The following is a 19,759-nucleotide window of genomic DNA, read 5'->3' on the forward strand; positions in this document are numbered from 1 at the left end:
AGAACAGGCCTACGCCTTTGCGCGGCAGGCGGGGAGTGAACCGGTGCGCATCGCGCGTCGGGCGCAGTCTCTGCTGGCCGGAACGGCGGCGTCGGTGCATGAACAGCTCAACGCGCTGCATCAGCAGTGGGGGATTGACGAATTTATCATCGACACGCCGGTCGCTGATGGCGCAACGCGCGTGCAGTCCCTGCGACTGCTGGCCGAGGCGCGTCTTAACAGGGAGGTTACCGTATGAGCTTTAGCGAACAACTGATTGCCTGGCGCCGTGAGCTGCACCAGAACCCTGAACTCTCCGGTCAGGAGGTCGAAACAACGGCCCGCCTGCGCGAGTGGCTGACGGCAGCCGGGATTGCACCGCTGCCTTACGATCTCCAGACCGGGCTGGTTGCGGAGATCGGCACGGGCAACGCACTGGTTGCGCTGCGCGCCGATATCGACGCGTTACCCATCGACGAGCGCAGCGGGGTGCCGTTTAGCTCCCGGCGTGCCGGGGTGATGCATGCCTGCGGACACGACATTCACACCAGCGTGATCCTCGGCGCCGCGCTAAAGCTGAAAGAGCGGGAAGCCTCGCTCAACGGTCGCGTGCGGATCCTGTTCCAGCCTGCGGAAGAAAATTTCGGCGGAGCGAAAAGCATGGTGCGTGCCGGGGCGTTACGCGACGTACGCGCGATTTTCGGGATGCATAACGAGCCGTCACTGCCGGTCGGCGAGTTTGCCACGCGCGGCGGCCCGTTCTATGCCAACGTTGATCGCTTCGTTATTCACGTGACCGGCAAAGGCGCGCATGCCGCACGTCCCCACGAAGGCAACGACGCCATCGTGCTGGCAAGCCAGCTGGTAACAGCGCTGCAAAGCGTAGCCAGCCGTAACGTCAACACGCTGGATTCGGTTGTTCTGAGCGTGACGCGCATCGCCGGGGGGAATACCTGGAATGTGCTGCCGGAAAGCGTTGAGCTGGAGGGCACGCTGCGCACGCACCGCACGGAAGTGCAGCAGAACGTGAAAGCGCGCGTCGGTGAAATCGCCGCCGGATTTGCCAGCGCCTTTAGCGCGCAGATCAACATCACCTGGTACGCCGGGCCCACCGCGCTGGTGAACGATGAGCACTGGGCCGTGTTTGCCACCTCGGTCGCGCGCGAAGCGGGATATGAAACCCGGCATGCGGAACTGCACATGGGCGGGGAGGATTTCGCGGTCTATCTGCAAAACATACCCGGCGCGTTTGTCAGCATTGGCAGCAACAGTCCGTTTGGGTTACATCACCCGGCATTTAACCCGGACGAAGCATTAATCGAACCCGCTGCCCGCTATTTTGCTCAGCTCGCGGAAAAAGCCCTGCAACACGTTTAATTAATTTGAGGTGAATATGACTGCACATCGTCAATTGCGGCTGGGGACCATTTTGCATGGTGCATCCGGTAATATGTCTGCCTGGCGCCATCCCGCGGCGGTCGCGGATGCCAGCATTAATTTTGATTTCGTTAAAGAAACGGCTTTAAAAGCAGAAGAGGGCAAGCTCGACTTTATATTTGTGGCCGACGGCCTTTATATTAACGAGAAATCCATTCCGCATTTTTTAAACCGCTTTGAGCCGCTGACAGTGTTGTCCGCGCTGGCGAGTATCACCTCGCGCCTGGGGCTGGTCGGCACGTTATCCACCTCGTACAGTGAGCCTTTCACCGTTGCACGCCAGTTCGCCAGCCTCGATCACCTGAGCAACGGACGCGCGGGCTGGAACGTGGTGACGTCACCGCTGGAAGGGTCAGCGAAGAACTTCTCACGTGAAAAACACCCGGAGCATGCGCTGCGCTACCGCATTGCCGATGAGTATCTCGACGTGGTGAAGGGGCTGTGGGATTCCTGGGAAGGGGATGCCTTTATCCGCAATAAAGAGAGCGGACAGTTCTTTGATGCGTCGAAACTGCATACTCTTGATCACCACGGTGATTTCTTCCAGGTTTCCGGCCCGCTGAATATTGGCCGCACGCCGCAGGGACGTCCGATTGTCTTTCAGGCTGGTGCGTCCGACGACGGTAAAAAGCTGGCGGCAAAACACGCTGACGCCATCTTTACCCACCATGACACGCGGGAAGAAGCCCAGGCTTTTTACCGCGATGTTAAACAGCAGCTGGAAAGTCACGGCCGTCGCGCAGAGGATTTACATATATTCCAGGGCGTCAGCGTGATTGTTGGAAACGACGCCGATGACGTAGAAAACCAGTATCAAACTACGGCGGCACTGGTCTCCATTAATGATGCGCTGAATTACCTCGGACGATATTTCGAGCATCACGACTTCAGCCAGTATCCCCTCGACGCGCCGTTCCCGGATATTGGCGATTTGGGCAAAAACAGCTTTCGCAGCACCACCGATGAAATCAAGCGTAACGCCCGTGAGCGCAACTTAACTCTGCGTCAGGTCGCGCTGGAAGCCGCATCGCCGCGCCCGCGTTTTTCCGGCACACCGGAGCAGGTGGCCGATGGTTTACAGGCCTGGTTCGAAGAGAAGGCGGCGGATGGCTTCATCATTCAGGGCGGCACGCCGGACACCTTCCCGCGCTTTGTCGACCAGGTGGTGCCCGTTTTACAGGCGCGCGGCCTGTTCCGCACCGACTATCCCGGCACCACGCTGCGCGAAAGTCTGGGCTTAGACGAGCCCAAAAATCAGTTCACACAACAATAAAAGAGAAAAACGCTATGCAGAAATCATCGCTTATTCTGGCGCTTGCGCTGGCCTTTACCCCTGCCGTCTGGGCAGAGAACGTCAATATTAACGGCACCGGCGTGAGCATTGAGGCCAATAAAACGCCGATCAATACCGCCAAAAACAGCGATGCGATCGCGCAACTGCCGAAAGACTATCGTTTTGCCGTGCCGGGGAAATTTACCGTGGCGGTGGCGGGACTGAATCAACCGCCACTGACGGTCTTTTCCGACGACAACAAAACTCTGCTGGGAAGTGAGGTCGACATCGCGCGTCTGGTAGCGGACAGCCTCGGACTGGAGCTGAACGTGGTGCCCACCTCTTGGGAGGACTGGCCGTTGGGGGTTGCCTCCGGGAAATACGACGCGGCTATCAGCAACATCACCGTCACTAAAGCGCGCAAAGAGAAGTTCGACTTCGCCACCTACCGCAAGGATTCACTTGGCTTCTACGTGAAATCCACCAGTCCGATCAACTCGCTTGTGAAGGCAGAGGATATCGCCGGGCTGCGCATCATCGTGGGTTCCGGCACCAACCAGGAGGCCATCCTGCTGGCATGGAACGAAGAGAACCTCAAAAAAGGGCTTAAACCCTTTACGCCGATCTACACCAAAGACGACGCGGCCCAAACGCTGGCGCTTCAGTCCGGACGCGCGGACGCCTACTTTGGCCCGAACGTGATCGGTGCCTGGAAAGCGGCGCTTAACGGTAAAACCAAACTGGTCGGCAGCGTCGACGGCGGCTGGCCGAAGGCAGCGCATATCGCGGTGACGCTGAAAAAAGGCAGCGGCCTGGTCGAACCGGTTCAAACCGCGCTGAACGGCGCGATCAAGAACGGAGATTACGACAAAGTGCTGAACCGCTGGGGGGAAGGCGTGGAGCGTATCTCCAGTTCCGAAGTTAACCCGGCGGGTCTGGGCGATTAAGGAGGCGCTATGCGCGAACAATTTCGTGACGTTTCGCCGGAAGATGCCGATCTTCAGCCCATTATCGAGGGGCTTTTTGGTGAATACGCCGCTCGTTACGGCGACTACTTTTCAAAGGATGCGGAAGTCGAGCTGACAGAGTGGTACCTGGCGCCGCAGGGGCTGTTTATCGTTCTGGAGCGCGATGGCGAGATCATCGCCACCGGGGCGTATAAGCCCTTCGACGAACATACCGCAGAGATCAAACGTATCTGGACGAATAAAACGCTGCGCCAGCAGGGGCTGGCCGCGCGCGTGATACAGGAGCTGGAGCGCCGGGCGGTGCTGGCGGGCTACAGCCACATCTACCTGACCACGGGGTTTCGTCAGCCGGAGGCGGTGCGGCTCTATCTCAGCCAGGGGTATCAGCCGCAGTTCGATCTCAACCGCGACCCGGAAGAGTACAGCCAGCCGCCGTTCGACGGTCGGCTGCGTTTCACCAAGACGCTGATCCGCGAAGCGCTCAGCAAAACCGCATAAGGAGCGACGATGAGCAACGTTGAAACCATAAAAGTGGTCCCGGCACGTTATCCGCTGCGCGCTGCTGGCGCCGTGGTGGCGCTGTTTGTGCTGGCGGTCGTGATTCAGTCCGTGGCCTTTAATCCGCGCTGGGAGTGGGCGGTATTTGCCCGCTGGTTCTTCGACCCGGTGATCCTCGAAGGCGTCGGCCAGACGCTGCTGCTGACGTTGATAAGCACCGTACTGAGCGTGGTGATTGGCGGCATGCTGGCGCTGGCGCGGCTCTCGTCATCATGGCTGTTGAGCAGCCTGGCGTGGGGTTACATCTGGCTGTTCCGATCGCTGCCGCTGATCGTGGTGCTGATTATCCTCTATAACTTCTCCTATCTCTACGACACGCTCTCTCTCGGCGTGCCTTTTACCGACATTACCTGGGGCAGCTTTGAAACCATCAACGTTCTCGGGCAGTTTTCTACCGCCATCGTGGGGCTGACGCTGGTGCAGAGCGCCTATACTGCGGAGATCATTCGCGGGGGCTTCCTTGGGGTCGACCACGGTCAGTATGAGGCGGCCGCTGCGCTAGGTCTGCCGGCGTGGCGTCGCACCGTGCGCATAATTCTCCCGCAGGCACTGCGCACCATCCTGCCGTCCGGGTTTAACGAAATTATCAGCCTCGCCAAAGGGACGGCGATGGTGTACGTGCTGGCGATGCCGGAACTGTTCTACACGATCCAGATGATCTACAACCGCACCCAGGAGGTGATCCCGCTGTTGATGGTGGGGGCCGTCTGGTATCTGGTGATCACCACCGTACTGTCTGCCATCCAGCATGTTATTGAGCGTGGACTCGCCCGCAGCGAGCGCCGCTCCGCCGTAAACCAGAACCGGGCGGCGAGTCGCTCGCGTTCGGTCACCACTTCGCCAGCACAGGAGCCTGTTCATGCAAGCCTCTCCTGAAGGTCACATTTCCATTACCGGCGTCAGTAAGTTTTTTGGCCGACATAAAGCGCTCGATAACGTCACGCTTGAGATCCCGCCGGGCTCCGTGACGGTGATCCTCGGCCCCTCTGGATCGGGAAAATCGACGCTGCTGCGCGCCATTAACCATCTGGAGCGCGTAGACGAAGGCTTTATTCAGATTGACGGGGATTACATCGGCTATCGCCGTCAGGGTGACAAACTCTACGAACTCAAAGAGAAAGAGATCCTCAAACAGCGCGTCAACGTTGGGTACGTGTTTCAGAACTTCAATCTTTTTCCGCATCTCACGGTGCTGGAAAACCTGATTGAAGCACCCATCGCGCATAAAAAGTTCAGTAAAAAAGAGGCTGTTGAAAACGCCTACAGCCTGCTGGATGTGGTAGGACTGCGCGATAAAGCCGATGCCTGGTCGCGTCACCTCTCCGGCGGCCAGCAGCAGCGTATCGCCATTGCCCGCGCGCTGGCGCTGCGCCCGCGCGTGATGCTGTTTGATGAACCAACCTCGGCGCTGGATCCGGAACTGGTTGGCGAAGTGCTGGACGTGATTAAAAAACTCGCCCGTTCCGGCACTACGCTGGTGGTGGTCACCCATGAGATCGGCTTTGCCCGGGAAGTGGCGGACCAGGTGGTATTTATGGTCGACGGTAAAATTGTGGAGCAGGGCAGCAGCGATGACGTTTTAAACCGACCGTCTCATCCGCGAACGCGCCAGTTCCTCTCAAAAGTGCTGTAAGGAGCGCAGATGAAATATGGACTCCTGGCGGGGCTGGTCTTCACGACGGCGAGCCACGCCAGCATTGATTTAAAGGCCAACGAACAGCCGCTGCCGGTGACGGTTGATCAACAGGCAGTGGCGAAAATCCCGGCGAACTATAAATTTGTTGAGCCGGGTACCCTCACGGTGGCGATTTCAGCCCTGAATTCTCCGCCGCTTGCGCTGCTGGCCAGTGATAACCGCACCCGTATTGGCAGCGACCCGGATATCGCCCGGTTGCTGGCGGGCAGTCTGGGGCTGAAGCTGAAGCTGGTGCCAACGGCGTGGGAAGACTGGCCGCTGGGGATCACTTCCGGGCGCTATGACGTGGCGTTGGTGAATATCGCCGTCACCGAGCAACGTAAGGAGAAGTTCGATTTTGCGACCTATCGCGTCGATTCCCTGGCATTCTCGGTGAAATCCACCAGCAACGTACAGTCGATCACCAGTGCGAAAGATCTGGCCGGGAAAAAGGTGATTGTCGGGTCTGGCACCAATCAGGAGCGTATTCTGCTGGGCTGGAACGAAGAGAATAAAAAGGCCGGGCGCGAGCCTGCGTTGCCGGTTTACCTGACCGACGACGCCTCAGGCAATCTTTATATTCAGTCCGGCAGGGCGGATGTGTTCTTTGGACCGCAGTCCGTTTCGGCCTACAAAGCCGCGTTAACCGGCAAAACCCGCGTCGTGGGTTTAGGCCCGAAGAAAGCCTATGTCGCCACCACAACCAAAAAAGGTAATGGGCTGGTGTATGCGTTGCAGGCTGCGCTGGACGGTGCGATTAAGCGCGGGGAGTATCAAAAGGTGCTGGCGCGCTGGGGGGAAGCGGGCGAAGCGGTGACGTCTTCAGACGTTAATCCGCCCGGGATAACCTACTAATGGTGCTCTATACCCTAAATAATTCGAGTTACAGGAAGGCGGCAAGGGAACGAATCCCCGGGAGCGTACATAAGTACGTGACTGGGGTGAGTGAATGCAGCCAACGCACCTGCAACTTGAAGTATGACGGGTATACACTTAGGGTTTTCATCCCTGAGGGGGCAACATGATCAAACTCTATGGCGTACCTGGCTGGGGATCGGCAATCAGTGAAGTGATGCTGACTCTGGCAGACATCCCGTATCAGTTCGTCAACGTGGACGGGTTTGACCAGCCCGGCCCGCAGCGCGAATTGCTGTTGAAACTGAACCCGCTGTGCCAGGTGCCGACGCTGGAGCTGGAAAACGGGGCGATCGTGACGGAAACCGCGGCGATCGCCCTGATGGTGCTCGACAGACGTCCCGACCTCGCGCCGCCCGTTGGGCAGGCCGAGCGCCAGCAGTTTCAGCGCCTGCTCATCTGGTTTGTGGCGAACGTCTATCCCACCTTTACGTATGCAGATTACCCGGAACGCTGGGTGCCTGATGCCCCGGAACAGTTGAAGAAAAACTGCATTGAGTACCGAAAATCGCTTTATCTGTGGTTCGACAGCCAGCTCAGCGCCTCGCCGTTTTCGTTTGGCAAACAGCTGACGCTGCTTGACGTCTATATTGCCGTTGCGCGTACCTGGGGTCCACGCCATGAGTGGTTTGCCACCAACACGCCTAATATTACCGCCGTCGCGGATGCCGTCTGCGCGCTGCCGGAACTGCACAAGGTGCTAAAAGCTAACGATATAATCTGATAACGTGGAACGCTCACCTATAAAAGGAGCCCTGCCCATGCCACACGTTGATATCAAATGTTTTCCACGCGATCTGACTGACGAACAAAAAACGGCCCTGGCGGCGGATATCGCCGAAGCGATCGCCCGTCATCTGAACAGCAAAGATCGCTCAATCTCCGTGGCGCTTCAGGAGATTCAGGAAGCTGACTGGAAGGCGCAGGTCTGGGATACCGAGATCGGCCCGAAACTGGATGAACTGATTAAGAAGCCCGGCTATTCGATGTAACTTGCCTGCCGGGTGGTGCAATATCACCCGGCGATCCCCACTTTTATTCCCTTTCGCAAAAATCGATAATAAAAACCATAACGATTCCGCTACAATTCATCCTTCCGAACAATATTCGTTAAATCAGCAGGTAAGCACTGCAACTGCACCAGATTAAGTACAAATTAGTAAAAGGATAATTTTTCCATGACAAAATTACCTCAGTTTTCACTCGCCTTTATTCATCCTCGTTACTGGCTCAGCTGGGCAGGCATTGCCGCGCTCTGGTGCACGGTTCAGCTTCCGTACCCGCTGCTGTTGAAAACAGGTCACAGGCTTGGGCGTCTGGCTATGCGCCTGCTTCCACGCCGCGTGGAGATCGCCAGACGAAATCTTGAGCTTTGCTTTCCTGATATGAAAGAGGACGAGCGCGAGCGTTTACTTGAGCGTAATTTTGAATCGGTTGGAATGGGCGTCATCGAAACCGGGATAGCGTGGTTCTGGCCTAACTGGCGCGTGCGGAAACACTTCAGCGTGACCGGCTACGAACATATGGAACAGGCGCGGGCGCAAGGTAGGGGCGTGGTGCTCATTGGCATGCATTTTCTCACGCTGGAATTAGGCGCACGCATCTTTGGCATGCTCAACGCGGGTATTGGTGTGTATCGTCCCAACAATAATGCGTTGCTCGACTGGCTGCAAACGCGCGGTCGTCTGCGTTCCAATAAAACCATGCTTGACCGCTATGACCTGAAGGGCATGATCCGCGCACTGAAGCAAAACGAGATCCTGTGGTATGCCCCGGACCACGACTATGGCAAAACGAATAGCGTGTTTGTGCCGTTTTTTGCCGTCCCGGACGCCGCGACAACTGCCGGGAGCTACATGCTGGTGAAAAGTGCCAGACCGGCCGTGATCCCGTTTGTACCGCGCCGAAAAGCAGATGGCACAGGGTATGAGCTGCTTATTCTGGAAGATATCAGCGATACCTTGCAGGGAGGCGATAAAGCGTCGGTGGCCACGCAAATGAACAGAGCGATTGAGCGCGCCGTGATGATGGCGCCTGAGCAATATATGTGGCTGCATCGCCGGTTCAAAACCCGCCCTGAAGGCCAGCCGGACCGGTATAAACGCAAAAAACAGGTCGCGTCTACTGCAAGAACCTTATCTGCCAGCGATATTTCGGACCGGTCGAGTATCCAGCAGTAGTCGGTCAGGGCGGATGCCGGTGCGCTCCGCCCTTTATAAATCCTGCCGCGCTGGATAGAATTAGCGCATCCACATTGACGGGATGCCCCACATGACCGGAAGAGTCGATTATCATCTTGAAAAATACCTCCTTACCGAAGCCGGCGAGCCCGAACGTTTGACGCGCCAGTGGGCCGAGGTGATGCGCGAGTGTCATGACCAGAAATCCGGGGCAGAAGAGCGGCTGCGTCTCGCGCTGCTGAACGTGGATTATGTGACCAGCTTTGAGCTTCCCTTCCGGTTACTTCTTACCCGTTCACCGCAGCTGATTGATGGCATCAGAAATGAGTTCCAGCTCAGTCAAAAAAATGTCCTGTTCAACGGCAAGCGGTTTGGCTGCGTTTACAGCCTTAAACAGGATTTGAACGGCATACCAGATGAATTTACCTACCACCTGAAGACCCGTATTCAGCGGATCGATGCGTCCGGTGGTTCGGAAGTGCCTTACCGGCAAATCGCTCAGCAGGTGAAAGCCCCCCGCGAGCGCCTCCAGCTGGCGCTGGAACAGGGGCTTGCGGTCACCGCGCTTGACGGGCTTTTCTGGTTTGGCCTCCAGCGCATAGCCGCCGACGTGCAGCGGTTAAGGAAGACCGGGATGAGAATAGTGACGTCCGATACGGAGGTGTTCGACACCTTTACCGGAACAACACGGCGCATTCCGGTTTATCGTCTTGAGGATGCTGCCGCTACTTAGCCTGGAGCAGGATCGCCAGCAGTCCCGGAAAGCGGGCGTCCAGATCCTCTCTTCTCAGTGAGATCATATTCTCGCGCCCCTGCGGGCGCTGCCAGATCACGCCGCTGTCGCGCAGCACGCGCCAGTGGTGAGTCATAGTGGATTTCACCACCTCTTCCGGGCGCAGCGCGTTACAGCTCAGTTCGCTGCCGTCGGCCAGCCTGCGAATAATCGCTAATCGCAGCGGGTTGCCGAGGGCGAACAGCACATTTTCCAACACTATTTGTTCAGGTTCCGGGTGGTTTGGGATCATCGTTTTCCTGCGTCTCGCGTGAGATTGAGCTATATCAACAATAGGTCAACCGTTAAAAAATAGTTCGATAATACTCGTACAATGGGACTATTATAACAAACGAACGAATACGCGACCATCCCGGTCGTCACAAACCAGTCTTGAAGACTTAAGGAAATAACATGCCCCGACCCATTCCACTCGAACGTTATCGCAACATCGGTATCTCCGCGCATATCGATGCGGGCAAAACAACCACCACTGAGCGCATCCTGTTTTACACCGGGATGAGCCACAAGCTGGGTGAAGTACACGATGGCGCGGCAACCACCGACTGGATGGCGCAGGAGCAGGAGCGCGGGATCACCATTACGTCGGCGGCGGTAAGCTGTTTCTGGCCTGGTATGGACAGAGGCTTTGAACCGCACCGCATCAATATTATCGACACCCCCGGGCACGTGGATTTCACCATTGAGGTGGAACGTTCCATGCGTGTGCTCGACGGCGCGGTAATGGTCTATGACTCCGTCGGTGGCGTGCAGCCGCAGTCGGAAACCGTCTGGCGTCAGGCGAATAAATATCATGTTCCGCGTCTGGCATTCGTCAACAAAATGGACCGCCCGGGCGCAGATTTCTTCCGCGTGGTGCGGATGATGCAGGAGCGGCTGAAAGCCAATCCTGTCCCGATTGTGATCCCCGTGGGGGCAGAAGAACACTTCACCGGCGTGGTGGATCTCATCAAGATGCGCACCATTTTGTGGGACGATGCGACGCAGGGCATGGCATTTAGCTACGCGCCGGTGCCTGACGATCTGCTGAGTACCGCCCAGACGTGGCGAGAAAAAATGGTCTCGTCTGCGGCAGAAGCCAGCGATGAGCTTATGGATAAGTATCTTGAGACGGGCGAACTGGATGAAGCGGAAATCATCAAAGGACTGCGGATCCGGACTATCTCCGGTGAAATACAGCCCATGCTGTGCGGCAGCGCTTTCAAGAACAAGGGCGTGCAGCGCATGCTCGACGCGGTGATTGAATTGATGCCGTCTCCACTGGACGTGCCCGCTATTGATGGGGTAGACGAAGACGGACAGCACGCCGAGCGCCACCCAAGCGATGATGAACCGTTCTCGGCGCTGGCCTTCAAGCTGATGAGCGATCCGTACGTCGGCCAGCTGACCTTCATCCGCGTCTATTCCGGCATACTGCGTAAAGGCGACGCGGTGTACAACCCGGTGAAGGGCAAGAAAGAGCGTATCGGGCGCATCGTGCTGATGCATGCCAACGATCGCCATGAGGTGGACGAGCTGCGCGCAGGGGATATCGCAGCCTGTGTCGGGCTGAAAGACGTCACCACCGGTGACACGCTGACCGACCCGAATGCGGTGATCACCCTTGAACGGATGGAGTTCCCGGACCCGGTTATTTCGCTTGCGATTGAGCCGAAAACCAAGGCCGATCAGGAGAAAATGGGGATCGCTCTACAGCGCCTGGCGGCGGAAGATCCGTCGTTCCGCCTGCACACGGACGAAGAGTCCGGTCAGACGATTATCTCCGGGATGGGCGAGCTGCATCTGGAGATCATCGTCGACCGCATGAAGCGCGAGTTTGGCGTTGAGGCGAACATTGGTCGTCCGCAGGTCACCTACCGTGAAACCCTGCGTAAAGCGGTGAAGGATATTGAAGGTAAATTTGTCCGACAGTCCGGCGGGAAAGGGCAGTACGGTCATGTGGTCCTGAGCCTTGAGCCGTTAGCAGCCGGGAGTGGTTTTGTGTTTGAAGATGCCACCAAAGGCGGGGTGGTGCCGCGGGAGTACATCCCGTCGGTGGAAAAAGGGTTGCGAGAAGCCATGAATACGGGTGTGCTGGCGGGCTATCCGGTGGTGGATGTGAAAGCGACCCTGACGTTTGGTTCTTACCATGACGTTGACTCCTCGGAGATGGCCTTCCGCATGGCGGCGATCCTCGGCTTCAAAGAGGGCGCACGGCGGGCGGACCCGGTTATTCTTGAGCCGGTCATGCACGTTGAGGTGGAAACGCCGGAAGAGTATGCCGGGAACATTATGGGCGATCTCTCCTCCCGTCGCGGCCTGGTGCAGGGGATGGCAGAGCAGTACGGCAGCCAGATTATTCGCGCTGACGTCCCGCTGGCTGAGATGTTTGGTTATGCCACCACGCTGCGCTCGATGTCCCAGGGGCGCGCGACGTATACGATGGAATTCCATCATTTTGCGGAAGCTCCGCGGAATGTGGCGGATGAGATCATTGCGAAGCGTGTGAAGAGTTAATTAATTGCACATGGTAGTCATTTGGCTACCATGTGTCTTTATTATTGCGACAGGGAGTTTATGCCTGTTACTTAATTAGCGTCGCCGATCGCACTTTCCATTTTCCTTGCTCTTCAACGAGACAATCTGCAATAACATGATCTTGCTTCTTACCAAATGCGACATAGACGTTTGTGCATACGGCGTCAAAATCAGAATGTAAGACGGTTACCTGATTCCAGTCATCTTCCCAGTCCTGCGCTTTGATAAACATATCCGCATCGGGCATATCTTTATCGTTACTGTCGCCAGAGTACATTTCTTTAATTGCTGCAATGGTCCCTGAGGCTACGTACTCGTTCATAATGTCTGGATTGAATACGGGTGGTTTGTTCTGATCTAACTGCGCTATATACCATTGATTGAATTTAAGTGCCGCCTGACCCGGTGCATAAATATTTTCTGCGGCCGCGAGCGGAGACAGGGCGAAAAGTAAAAAGTAGAGTGGTTTCATTAATCATGCCTGAACAGTTCGTAATGAGGTTGTATGTTGCGGTAAGCCTGCCCAGGATACATGGTGCGTTGCACAAAATCGCTGATCCACTGTTGACCATCGTATATACAAACGTGACCGCTATCATGACCAACTATATTTTGGATAACTGCGACGTCACCAGCATGGGGTTGATCATATACCCTGTGAAAGCCTGCATTGACTAATGTGCGCCCCATATCTTTTGCCAGACGCGTGTTGGGGAGTTTTAATCGACCACCCGCTCTGATCGCTTCTGTTACGTAACGAGCACAATTACCCGTGCTGCTGGGCTGCGCGTGTGATTTCGCATATGATATTGCGCCATCTTTGTTCCATGACATGGATATTTCCTTTACGAAAGATTGTTTATACAACAGCTTCTGAAATATCCTCCGTTTAACATCGTCATGATAAACATAAAATGCCATTGAAATTTTATATAATTCATATGGGTATAATTAAAAAATCATTCCAGCGCCTTCACCATTTTCCCGCTCGCGACAAACGTACCCGCTCCCAGATGATGCAGCGTATTCAGCTTATCCCCGTCAAACTGCCAGCGTCCGGCGACAAATGCGCGTTCATCCGCCGCGGCGGAAACCACTTCGCCAAACAGAGTGTCATATTTCTCTGCCGCAGAGGTGACAGGTAATAACCGGCACTCCATCCAAGCCAGACATTTCTCTTCTATAACCGGCAGGTCAAGCTCAGGGCCATAAATAACCGGGATCCCGTAGCAGTTAAATTTATCCTCGTCGCGCCCGCTGACGCTGCCGACCGCCCAGGTCCAGTTGGCTGCCGCCACGCCGGGGATCACAATGCCGAATTTCCCGCTGCGTTCGATCAACTCCCGTGACCACGCGCTTTTGTCTACCACAATCGCGATACGCGGGGGTTCAAATTCCACCGGCATAGACCATGCGGCGGCCATGACATTGCGACGATCGATGGTCTCATCCCGGCTGGTGATGAGCACGGTTGGACCGTGATTCAGAAGGCGGCTGGCGTGACGTAATTCAACAGGGCGAAAGCGGCTCATAGGATCTCCTCGTGTACACGATGAGTATGACGAAAAAGCACTTTTACGCATATGCAAAAGGGAAAATAGTTTATAAACAGGGGATATCACCTCCTGGAGCAAATCATGTCCCCATTTCTGAGTGCTTATTTTGCCCGCACGGGCTGGCAGCAGCCCGTACAGGTTAATATCGATACCCTGCGGGGGCTGCATTTACACCATAACTGCGCGATCCCCTTCGAAAATATCGACGTCGTTTTGCCGCGGGAAATCCATCTGGACGACGGGTGTCTGGTGGATAAACTGGTCACCGCACGTCGAGGGGGGTATTGCTTCGAGCAAAACGGCTTGTTTGAGCGGGTATTGCGCGAAGTCGGGTTTACGGTGCGCAGCGTGCTGGGGCGGGTTGTGCTGGCCAATCCGTCGCAGATGCCGCCGCGTACGCACCGGTTGCTGCTGGTTGAGCTGAACGGCGAGCGCTGGATCGCCGATGTGGGATTTGGCGGACAAACGCTGACGGCGCCGATTCGTTTGATCGCCAACGAGGAACAGGAAACCCCGCACGGGCGTTATCGTTTGCTGAGCGAGGGTAACGACTGGATACTGCAATTCCGCCATCACGACCACTGGCAGTCGATGTACCATTTTGACCTGGCGACCCAGTACTTCAACGATTACGTGATGGGAAACTTCTGGTCGGCGCACTGGCCGCAGTCCCATTTCCGTCATCACCTGCTGATGTGTCGCCACCTGCCGGACGGGGGCAAGCTAACGCTGACCAACTTTAATTTTACCCACTGGCAGAACGGTCATGTGGAAGAGCAGATCCATTTGCCGGATGCGGAGGCGCTGTATCAGCTGATGCAGGCGCGGTTTGGCCTGGGCGTTGATGACCCGAAGCACGGCTTTACCCTGGCAGAGCTGACGGCCGTGATGGCGGGGTTTGATACGCATCCGCAGGCGGGGAAATAGCCCGGTGGCGGCTACGCCTTACCGGGCCTACGGGAGTGTGAACGTAGGTGGAATAAGGCGTAGCCGCCACCCGACAAAATTAACGGCGCGATCTCACAACCTGATAGCGACGGGTAAAATACTCAAACGGCGCGCTCCACACGTGCACCAGGCGGGTGAACGGGAAGATAAGGAAGATCGTCATCCCCAGCACCAGATGCACGCGGAAGATCGGCGCGACGCCGCTCAGCATTTCCGACGAGCCTCCCTTGAACGTCACGATCCCCTGCGCCCAGCCGACCAGCTTCATCATCTCGCTTCCGTCAGGATACTGGGCGGAGAAAGGAATGGTCGACAGCCCAAGGATGCACTGAAGCAGCAGGATACTCATGATGATAATATCCGGCGTGGTGGACGTGGCACGTACCCGCTGGTTGAACAGGCGGCGGATCAGCAGCATAGAGCCGCCAATCAGCGTTAGCACCCCGCAAATGCCCCCCGCAATCATGGCTAACTGCTGTTTAACCGCGATGGGTAAAAACCAGGCGTACATCCAGTGCGGGGTTAACATGCCGAACAGGTGCCCGAAGAAGATCCCCAGAATGCCGATATGAAACAGGTTCGAAGCCCAGTTCATCCCGCGCTTGCTGAGCATCTGGCTCGACGAGGCGCGCCAGGTGTACTGCCCGTAGTCGTAGCGCAGCCAGCTGCCAAGGAAAAAGACGGTGGCGCAGATGTACGGATAAATGTCATAGAAAAACACGTTCAGGTAATGAGTCATTTTGGGCCTCCGGCGCTGACGTCCACGTACTGCGGCGCGACGTCCTGGCTAAAGCGTCGTTGATATTGCTGCATCGGCGAACTGTCGCACGATGTGGCGTTGTCTTCGATAAACTTGACCTGTTCCTCTTCCCACACGGCGTCCAGCGCCTGACGGGTATCATCCCGTTTTTCACCGGATACCTGTTTCGCCACGCTGTCGCTGGAAAGCCGTGTTTCCGCCAGCGACAGCAGGGCGTCAAACAGCTGGTAATGCGCGACCTCGCGCTGTTTCAGGCGGCCTCCAATCAGCGCCAGTATAGGCGCGACGTTTTGCAGCCCTTCACGTGCCTCGTCGTCGCTGACGATACTGAGATATTCCAGATAGAGCGGCAGATAGTCCGGCAGCTCGCGGCAATCCAGCTCCAGCCCGGCTTTCTCATACTGGCTCATCAGGTCGACCATCGCCTGACCGCGATCGCGCGACTCGGCGTGAACGTGCTCGAACAGCAGCAGCGACGTTGCGCGTCCCCGCTCGAAGACTTCACACCATTCGGCCTGCTTATCCAGCAGCGGGGCGCTCAGGTGCTGCTGCGCAAACGGCAGCAGCATGGGCGCATCCTGTTCCACCAGGGAAAGCGCTTCGTCACGGTTTTCCCACAGCAGCTCATCGGGATACTCAATGAGCAGCGCGATGATTTTGAGGATTTGCATTACTCTCCCTCCCCGTGATCGCGCACTTCGGTGATGTTGATCGCGTCGATGCGGCTGCTGTTGAAGAGGTTGAATTTTGTGTCGGAGCCGTGACAGCCGTCGCCGAAGGTGAAGCCGCAGCCGTTTTTCTCCGGGAAAGCGTCGCGTGCCATTTCGCGGTGGCTGGTGGGGATCACGAAGCGGTCTTCGTAGTTGGCAATCGCCAGATAGCGGTACATCTCTTCAACCTGCGCTTCGGTCAGGCCGACCTCTTCAATGGCGCGGGTATCGGTCACGCCTTCCACGGTCTGGGAGCGCTTGTAGTGACGCATTGCCATCATGCGCTTCAGGGCGCGCAGCACCGGGCCGGTATCGCCCGCGCTGAGCATATTTGCCAGGTACTGCACCGGGATGCGCAGGCTTTCTACCGCAGGCAGTACGCCGTCGCTCTGCGGCAGACCACCCGCGTCCGCGTAGGACTGAATCGGTGACAGCGGCGGCACATACCAGACCATCGGCAGGGTGCGGTATTCCGGGTGTAGCGGCAGGGCGAGCTTCCAGTCCATCGCCATTTTGTAAACCGGGGAACGCTGCGCTGCGTCGATGACGTTCTGCGGGATGCCCTGCTTCAGGGCTTCTTCAATCACCGCCGGATCGTTCGGGTTAAGGAACACGTCGCACTGGCGCTCATACAGATCGGTTTCATGCTCGGTGCTGGCCGCCTCTTCAATGCGGTCTGCGTCATACAGCAGCACCCCGAGATAGCGGATGCGTCCGACGCAGGTTTCCGAGCAGACAGTCGGCTGGCCGGACTCGATGCGCGGATAGCAGAAGATGCACTTCTCTGACTTGCCGCTTTTCCAGTTGAAGTAGATTTTTTTGTACGGACAGCCGCTAATGCACAGACGCCAGCCGCGGCATTTGTCCTGGTCGATCAGCACAATGCCGTCCTCTTCGCGTTTGTAAATCGCACCGCTCGGGCAGGTGGCGACGCAGCTCGGGTTCAGGCAGTGCTCGCACAGGCGCGGCAGGTACATCATGAAGGTGTTTTCGAACTGGCCGTACATCTCTTTCTGGATCTTCTGAAAATTTCGATCGCGGGCGCGTTTTTCGAACTCGCCGCCCAGCAGCTCCTCCCAGTTTGGTCCCCAGACGATCTTATCCATCCGCTTACCGTCGATCAGCGAACGTGGGCGGGCGGTAGGGAGGTGATCCCCCTCCGGGGCGCGGTGCAGATCCTGGTAATCGAAGGTGAAAGGTTCATAGTAATCGTCAATCTGCGGCAACACGGGGTTGGCGAAAATTTTCGACAGGACGCCCATTTTCCCGCCGAGGCGTGGGGTCAGCTTGCCGTGAATACCGCGGATCCAGCCGCCTTGCCACTCATCCTGATCTTCCCAGTTTTTCGGATAGCCGATGCCGGGTTTGGTTTCGACGTTATTAAACCACGCGTACTCCATCCCTTCGCGCCCGGTCCAGACGTTCTTACAGGTGACCGAGCAGGTGTGGCAGCCAATGCATTTATCGAGATTCAGTACCATGCCAACCTGTGAGCGTATTTTCATTTTTTCGCCTCCTGTACTTGATCCCGACCTTCGCCGTCCAGCCAGTTAATGTTTTTCATTTTGCGGATCATGATGAACTCGTCGCGGTTCGAGCCGACGGTGCCGTAATAGTTGAAGCTGTACGCCAGCTGCGCGTAGCCGCCGATCATGTGGGTCGGTTTCGGGCAGACACGGGTAACCGAGTTGTGGATCCCGCCGCGCCGTCCGGTTACTTCTGAACCCGGAATGTTCAGGATTCGCTCCTGAGCGTGGTACATCATGGTCATGCCCGGCGGCACGCGCTGGCTGACCACCGCGCGGGCGGTGAGGGCGCCGTTGGCGTTGAAGGCTTCAATCCAGTCGTTGTCCTCAATGCCCAGCTCGCGCGCGTCGGTTTCGCTGATCCAGACGATGGGCCCGCCGCGCGACAGGGTCTGCATCAGCAGGTTTTCGCTGTAGGTGGAGTGAATGCCCCATTTCTGGTGCGGCGTCAGAAAGTTAAGCGCTTTTTCCGGGAAGCCATTCGGCGGGATCTCGCGCATATGGGTGACGCTGCGGGTATCAATCGGTGGACGATAGGCCACCAGACTTTCACCGAAGGCGCGCATCCAGGCGTGATCCTGATACAGCTGCTGGCGGCCCGAAATCGTGCGCCACGGGATCAGCTCGTGAACGTTGGTGTAGCCCGCATTATACGAGACGTGCTCGCTTTCAAGGCCGGACCACGTTGGGCTGGAGATAATTTTGCGCGGCTGCGCCTGAATATCGCGGAAGCGGATTTTCTCGTCTTCTTTGTTCAGCGCCAGATGGGTGTGATCGCGCCCGGTCAGTTCGCCGAGGGCTTCCCAGGCTTTGACCGCGACCTGACCGTTAGTTTCCGGGGCAAGGGCGAGGATCACCTCTGAAGCATCAATGGCGGTCTCGATGCGCGGACGGCCTTTCGCCGGGCCGTCGGGCTTGACGTAGTTGAGCTTGCCGAGGAAATCGACCTCATTCTGGGTGTTCCACGATATGCCTTTTCCGCCGTTGCCGAGCGTGTCCAGCAGTGGGCCAAGCGCCGTAAAGCGCTCGTAGGTTTCCGGATAGTTGCGCTCGACGACTGCAATGTTTGGCGCGGTTTTGCCGGGGATCAGATCGCACTCGCCTTTGCGCCAGTCCAGAATATCAAAAGGCTGCGACAGCTCCCCCGGGGAGTCATGCTGTAGCGGCTGTAGCACCACGTCAGTTTCGGTGCCGAGATGTCCGACGCACACTTCAGAGAAGACTTTGGCGATGCCCTTGTAAATCTCCCAGTCGCTGCGGGACTCCCACGCCGGGTCAACGGCGGCGGAGAGCGGGTGAATAAACGGATGCATGTCCGAGGTATTCATATCGTCTTTTTCATACCAGGTGGCGGTGGGCAGGACGATATCCGAGAACAGGCAGGTGCTGGACATACGGAAATCAAGCGTCACCAGCAGATCCAGCTTGCCCTCAATGGCGGCGGTTTGCCATTCTACTTCCTCAGGCTTCACGTCGTCCGTTGAACCTAAATCCTCACCCTGAATACCGCTCTCAGTGCCAAGCAGGTATTTCAACATGTATTCATGGCCTTTCCCGGACGAACCGAGCAGGTTAGAACGCCAGACGAACAGGTTGCGCGGGTGGTTCTTGCCGTTGTCCGGCTGTTCGCAGGCGAAGCGAATATCACCCGATTTTAACGCCTGCACGGTGTAATCCTGCGGCGACATCCCGGCGGCGTTGGCGCGAGCTTTAACGTGCAGCGGGTTGAGGTTGAGCTGCGGCGCGGAAGGGAGCCAGCCCATACGCTCGGCGCGGACGTTGAAATCAATCAGGTGACCGGTAAACTTCGATGCGTCTGCAAGGGGAGAAAGCAACTCCTTTGCGGTGAGCTTCTCATAGCGCCACTGGCTGGCGTGGTTGTAAAAGTACGATGTGCTGTTCATCTGGCGCGGCGGACGGTTCCAGTCCAGCGCGAAGGCCAGCGGCAGCCAGCCGGTTTGCGG

General features: G+C 57.1%; 19 protein-coding genes and 2 pseudogenes. 13 read left to right on the forward strand and 8 right to left on the reverse strand.

The genetic code is table 11. From position 1 onward, the window contains the following. The 11 genes and pseudogenes from DD606_RS20220 to DD606_RS20275 form a co-directional block, all read left to right on the forward strand. Nucleotides 1-238: pseudogene (locus DD606_RS20220) on the forward strand (alkane 1-monooxygenase); the annotation flags it as partial. Further along, a complete protein-coding gene (locus DD606_RS20225; RefSeq protein ID WP_003856998.1) occupies nucleotides 235-1,356 on the forward strand; it encodes an amidohydrolase in 1,122 nt (373 codons plus the stop codon). The pseudogene DD606_RS20220 and the gene DD606_RS20225, both read left to right, overlap by 4 nt. Before the next feature lie 16 nt (nucleotides 1,357-1,372). Further along, nucleotides 1,373-3,636: pseudogene (locus DD606_RS26495) on the forward strand (NtaA/DmoA family FMN-dependent monooxygenase). A gap of 9 nt (nucleotides 3,637-3,645) precedes the next feature. Continuing rightward, nucleotides 3,646-4,155: a GNAT family N-acetyltransferase gene (locus DD606_RS20240; RefSeq protein ID WP_023324690.1), complete on the forward strand. Its 510-nt coding sequence runs from the start codon at nucleotides 3,646-3,648 to the stop codon at nucleotides 4,153-4,155. Between the two features lie 9 nt (nucleotides 4,156-4,164). Further along, nucleotides 4,165-5,091: an amino acid ABC transporter permease gene (locus DD606_RS20245; RefSeq protein ID WP_023324689.1), complete on the forward strand. Its 927-nt coding sequence runs from the start codon at nucleotides 4,165-4,167 to the stop codon at nucleotides 5,089-5,091. Continuing rightward, complete coding sequence (locus DD606_RS20250; RefSeq protein WP_023324688.1) at nucleotides 5,075-5,848, forward strand: amino acid ABC transporter ATP-binding protein; 774 nt, start codon at nucleotides 5,075-5,077, stop codon at nucleotides 5,846-5,848. The genes DD606_RS20245 and DD606_RS20250 overlap by 17 nt, the downstream gene beginning before the upstream one ends. Nucleotides 5,849-5,857: 9 nt before the next feature. Then, on the forward strand, nucleotides 5,858-6,745 hold the full coding sequence (locus DD606_RS20255) for a transporter substrate-binding domain-containing protein (protein WP_003857009.1): 888 nt from the start codon (nucleotides 5,858-5,860) through the stop codon (nucleotides 6,743-6,745). Nucleotides 6,746-6,911: 166 nt separating this feature from the next. Next, a complete protein-coding gene (locus DD606_RS20260; RefSeq protein ID WP_129259037.1) occupies nucleotides 6,912-7,529 on the forward strand; it encodes a glutathione S-transferase family protein in 618 nt (205 codons plus the stop codon). Between the two features lie 37 nt (nucleotides 7,530-7,566). Then, on the forward strand, nucleotides 7,567-7,797 hold the full coding sequence (gene pptA, locus DD606_RS20265) for a tautomerase PptA (RefSeq protein ID WP_032609265.1): 231 nt from the start codon (nucleotides 7,567-7,569) through the stop codon (nucleotides 7,795-7,797). A 186-nt stretch (nucleotides 7,798-7,983) separates the two neighbouring features. Beyond that, complete coding sequence (locus DD606_RS20270) at nucleotides 7,984-8,985, forward strand: Kdo(2)-lipid IV(A) acyltransferase (protein WP_023314194.1); 1,002 nt, start codon at nucleotides 7,984-7,986, stop codon at nucleotides 8,983-8,985. Between the two features lie 91 nt (nucleotides 8,986-9,076). Further along, nucleotides 9,077-9,718 (forward strand): DNA-binding protein, encoded by a 642-nt coding sequence (locus DD606_RS20275; RefSeq protein ID WP_003857016.1) that lies wholly within the window; start codon nucleotides 9,077-9,079, stop codon nucleotides 9,716-9,718. Here the strand turns inward: DD606_RS20275 and DD606_RS20280 are convergent. Further along, nucleotides 9,711-10,010 (reverse strand): helix-turn-helix transcriptional regulator, encoded by a 300-nt coding sequence (locus tag DD606_RS20280; protein WP_000612740.1) that lies wholly within the window; start codon nucleotides 10,008-10,010, stop codon nucleotides 9,711-9,713. The two genes, DD606_RS20275 and DD606_RS20280, sit on opposite strands and share 8 nt — an antisense overlap. Nucleotides 10,011-10,171: 161 nt before the next feature. On the opposite strand from DD606_RS20280, the gene fusA reads away from it, so the two are divergent. Beyond that, nucleotides 10,172-12,274, forward strand: a complete 2,103-nt coding sequence (fusA, locus tag DD606_RS20285) for an elongation factor G (protein WP_003857019.1) — start codon at nucleotides 10,172-10,174, stop codon at nucleotides 12,272-12,274. Between the two features lie 67 nt (nucleotides 12,275-12,341). On the opposite strand, the gene DD606_RS20290 is transcribed toward fusA, so the two are convergent. The 3 genes from DD606_RS20290 to DD606_RS20300 all read right to left on the reverse strand — a co-directional run bounded on the left by DD606_RS20290 (nucleotide 12,342) and on the right by DD606_RS20300 (nucleotide 13,827). Next, nucleotides 12,342-12,767 (reverse strand): DUF3828 domain-containing protein, encoded by a 426-nt coding sequence (locus DD606_RS20290; protein WP_129259039.1) that lies wholly within the window; start codon nucleotides 12,765-12,767, stop codon nucleotides 12,342-12,344. Further along, the gene (locus DD606_RS20295) at nucleotides 12,767-13,129 is read right to left on the reverse strand and encodes a hypothetical protein (RefSeq protein WP_045350013.1); all 363 of its coding nucleotides are present in this window, start codon (nucleotides 13,127-13,129) and stop codon (nucleotides 12,767-12,769) included. The genes DD606_RS20290 and DD606_RS20295 overlap by 1 nt, the downstream gene beginning before the upstream one ends. A 125-nt stretch (nucleotides 13,130-13,254) precedes the next feature. After that, on the reverse strand, nucleotides 13,255-13,827 hold the full coding sequence (locus DD606_RS20300) for a flavin reductase family protein (RefSeq protein WP_129259041.1): 573 nt from the start codon (nucleotides 13,825-13,827) through the stop codon (nucleotides 13,255-13,257). 105 nt (nucleotides 13,828-13,932) lie between these two features. On the opposite strand from DD606_RS20300, the gene nhoA reads away from it, so the two are divergent. After that, complete coding sequence (nhoA, locus tag DD606_RS20305; RefSeq protein WP_003857025.1) at nucleotides 13,933-14,778, forward strand: N-hydroxyarylamine O-acetyltransferase; 846 nt, start codon at nucleotides 13,933-13,935, stop codon at nucleotides 14,776-14,778. A 79-nt stretch (nucleotides 14,779-14,857) separates the two neighbouring features. Here nhoA and narI read toward each other — a convergent pair whose 3' ends face one another. The 4 genes from narI to DD606_RS20325 all read right to left on the reverse strand — a co-directional run. Beyond that, on the reverse strand, nucleotides 14,858-15,538 hold the full coding sequence (narI, locus tag DD606_RS20310) for a respiratory nitrate reductase subunit gamma (protein ID WP_003857027.1): 681 nt from the start codon (nucleotides 15,536-15,538) through the stop codon (nucleotides 14,858-14,860). Continuing rightward, the gene (narW, locus tag DD606_RS20315) at nucleotides 15,535-16,230 is read right to left on the reverse strand and encodes a nitrate reductase molybdenum cofactor assembly chaperone (RefSeq protein ID WP_022651230.1); all 696 of its coding nucleotides are present in this window, start codon (nucleotides 16,228-16,230) and stop codon (nucleotides 15,535-15,537) included. The genes narI and narW overlap by 4 nt, the downstream gene beginning before the upstream one ends. Continuing rightward, nucleotides 16,230-17,774, reverse strand: coding sequence for a nitrate reductase subunit beta (gene narH, locus DD606_RS20320; RefSeq protein WP_003857031.1), 1,545 nt, complete (start codon nucleotides 17,772-17,774; stop codon nucleotides 16,230-16,232). The genes narW and narH overlap by 1 nt, the downstream gene beginning before the upstream one ends. Then, nucleotides 17,771-19,759: nitrate reductase subunit alpha (locus DD606_RS20325; protein ID WP_129259043.1), on the reverse strand; the 1,989-nt coding region annotated here is incomplete at its 5' end. The genes DD606_RS20325 and narH, both read right to left, overlap by 4 nt.

Source organism: Enterobacter cloacae complex sp. GF14B (assembly GCF_004136805.1).
GTDB lineage: Bacteria > Pseudomonadota > Gammaproteobacteria > Enterobacterales > Enterobacteriaceae > Enterobacter > Enterobacter hormaechei_C.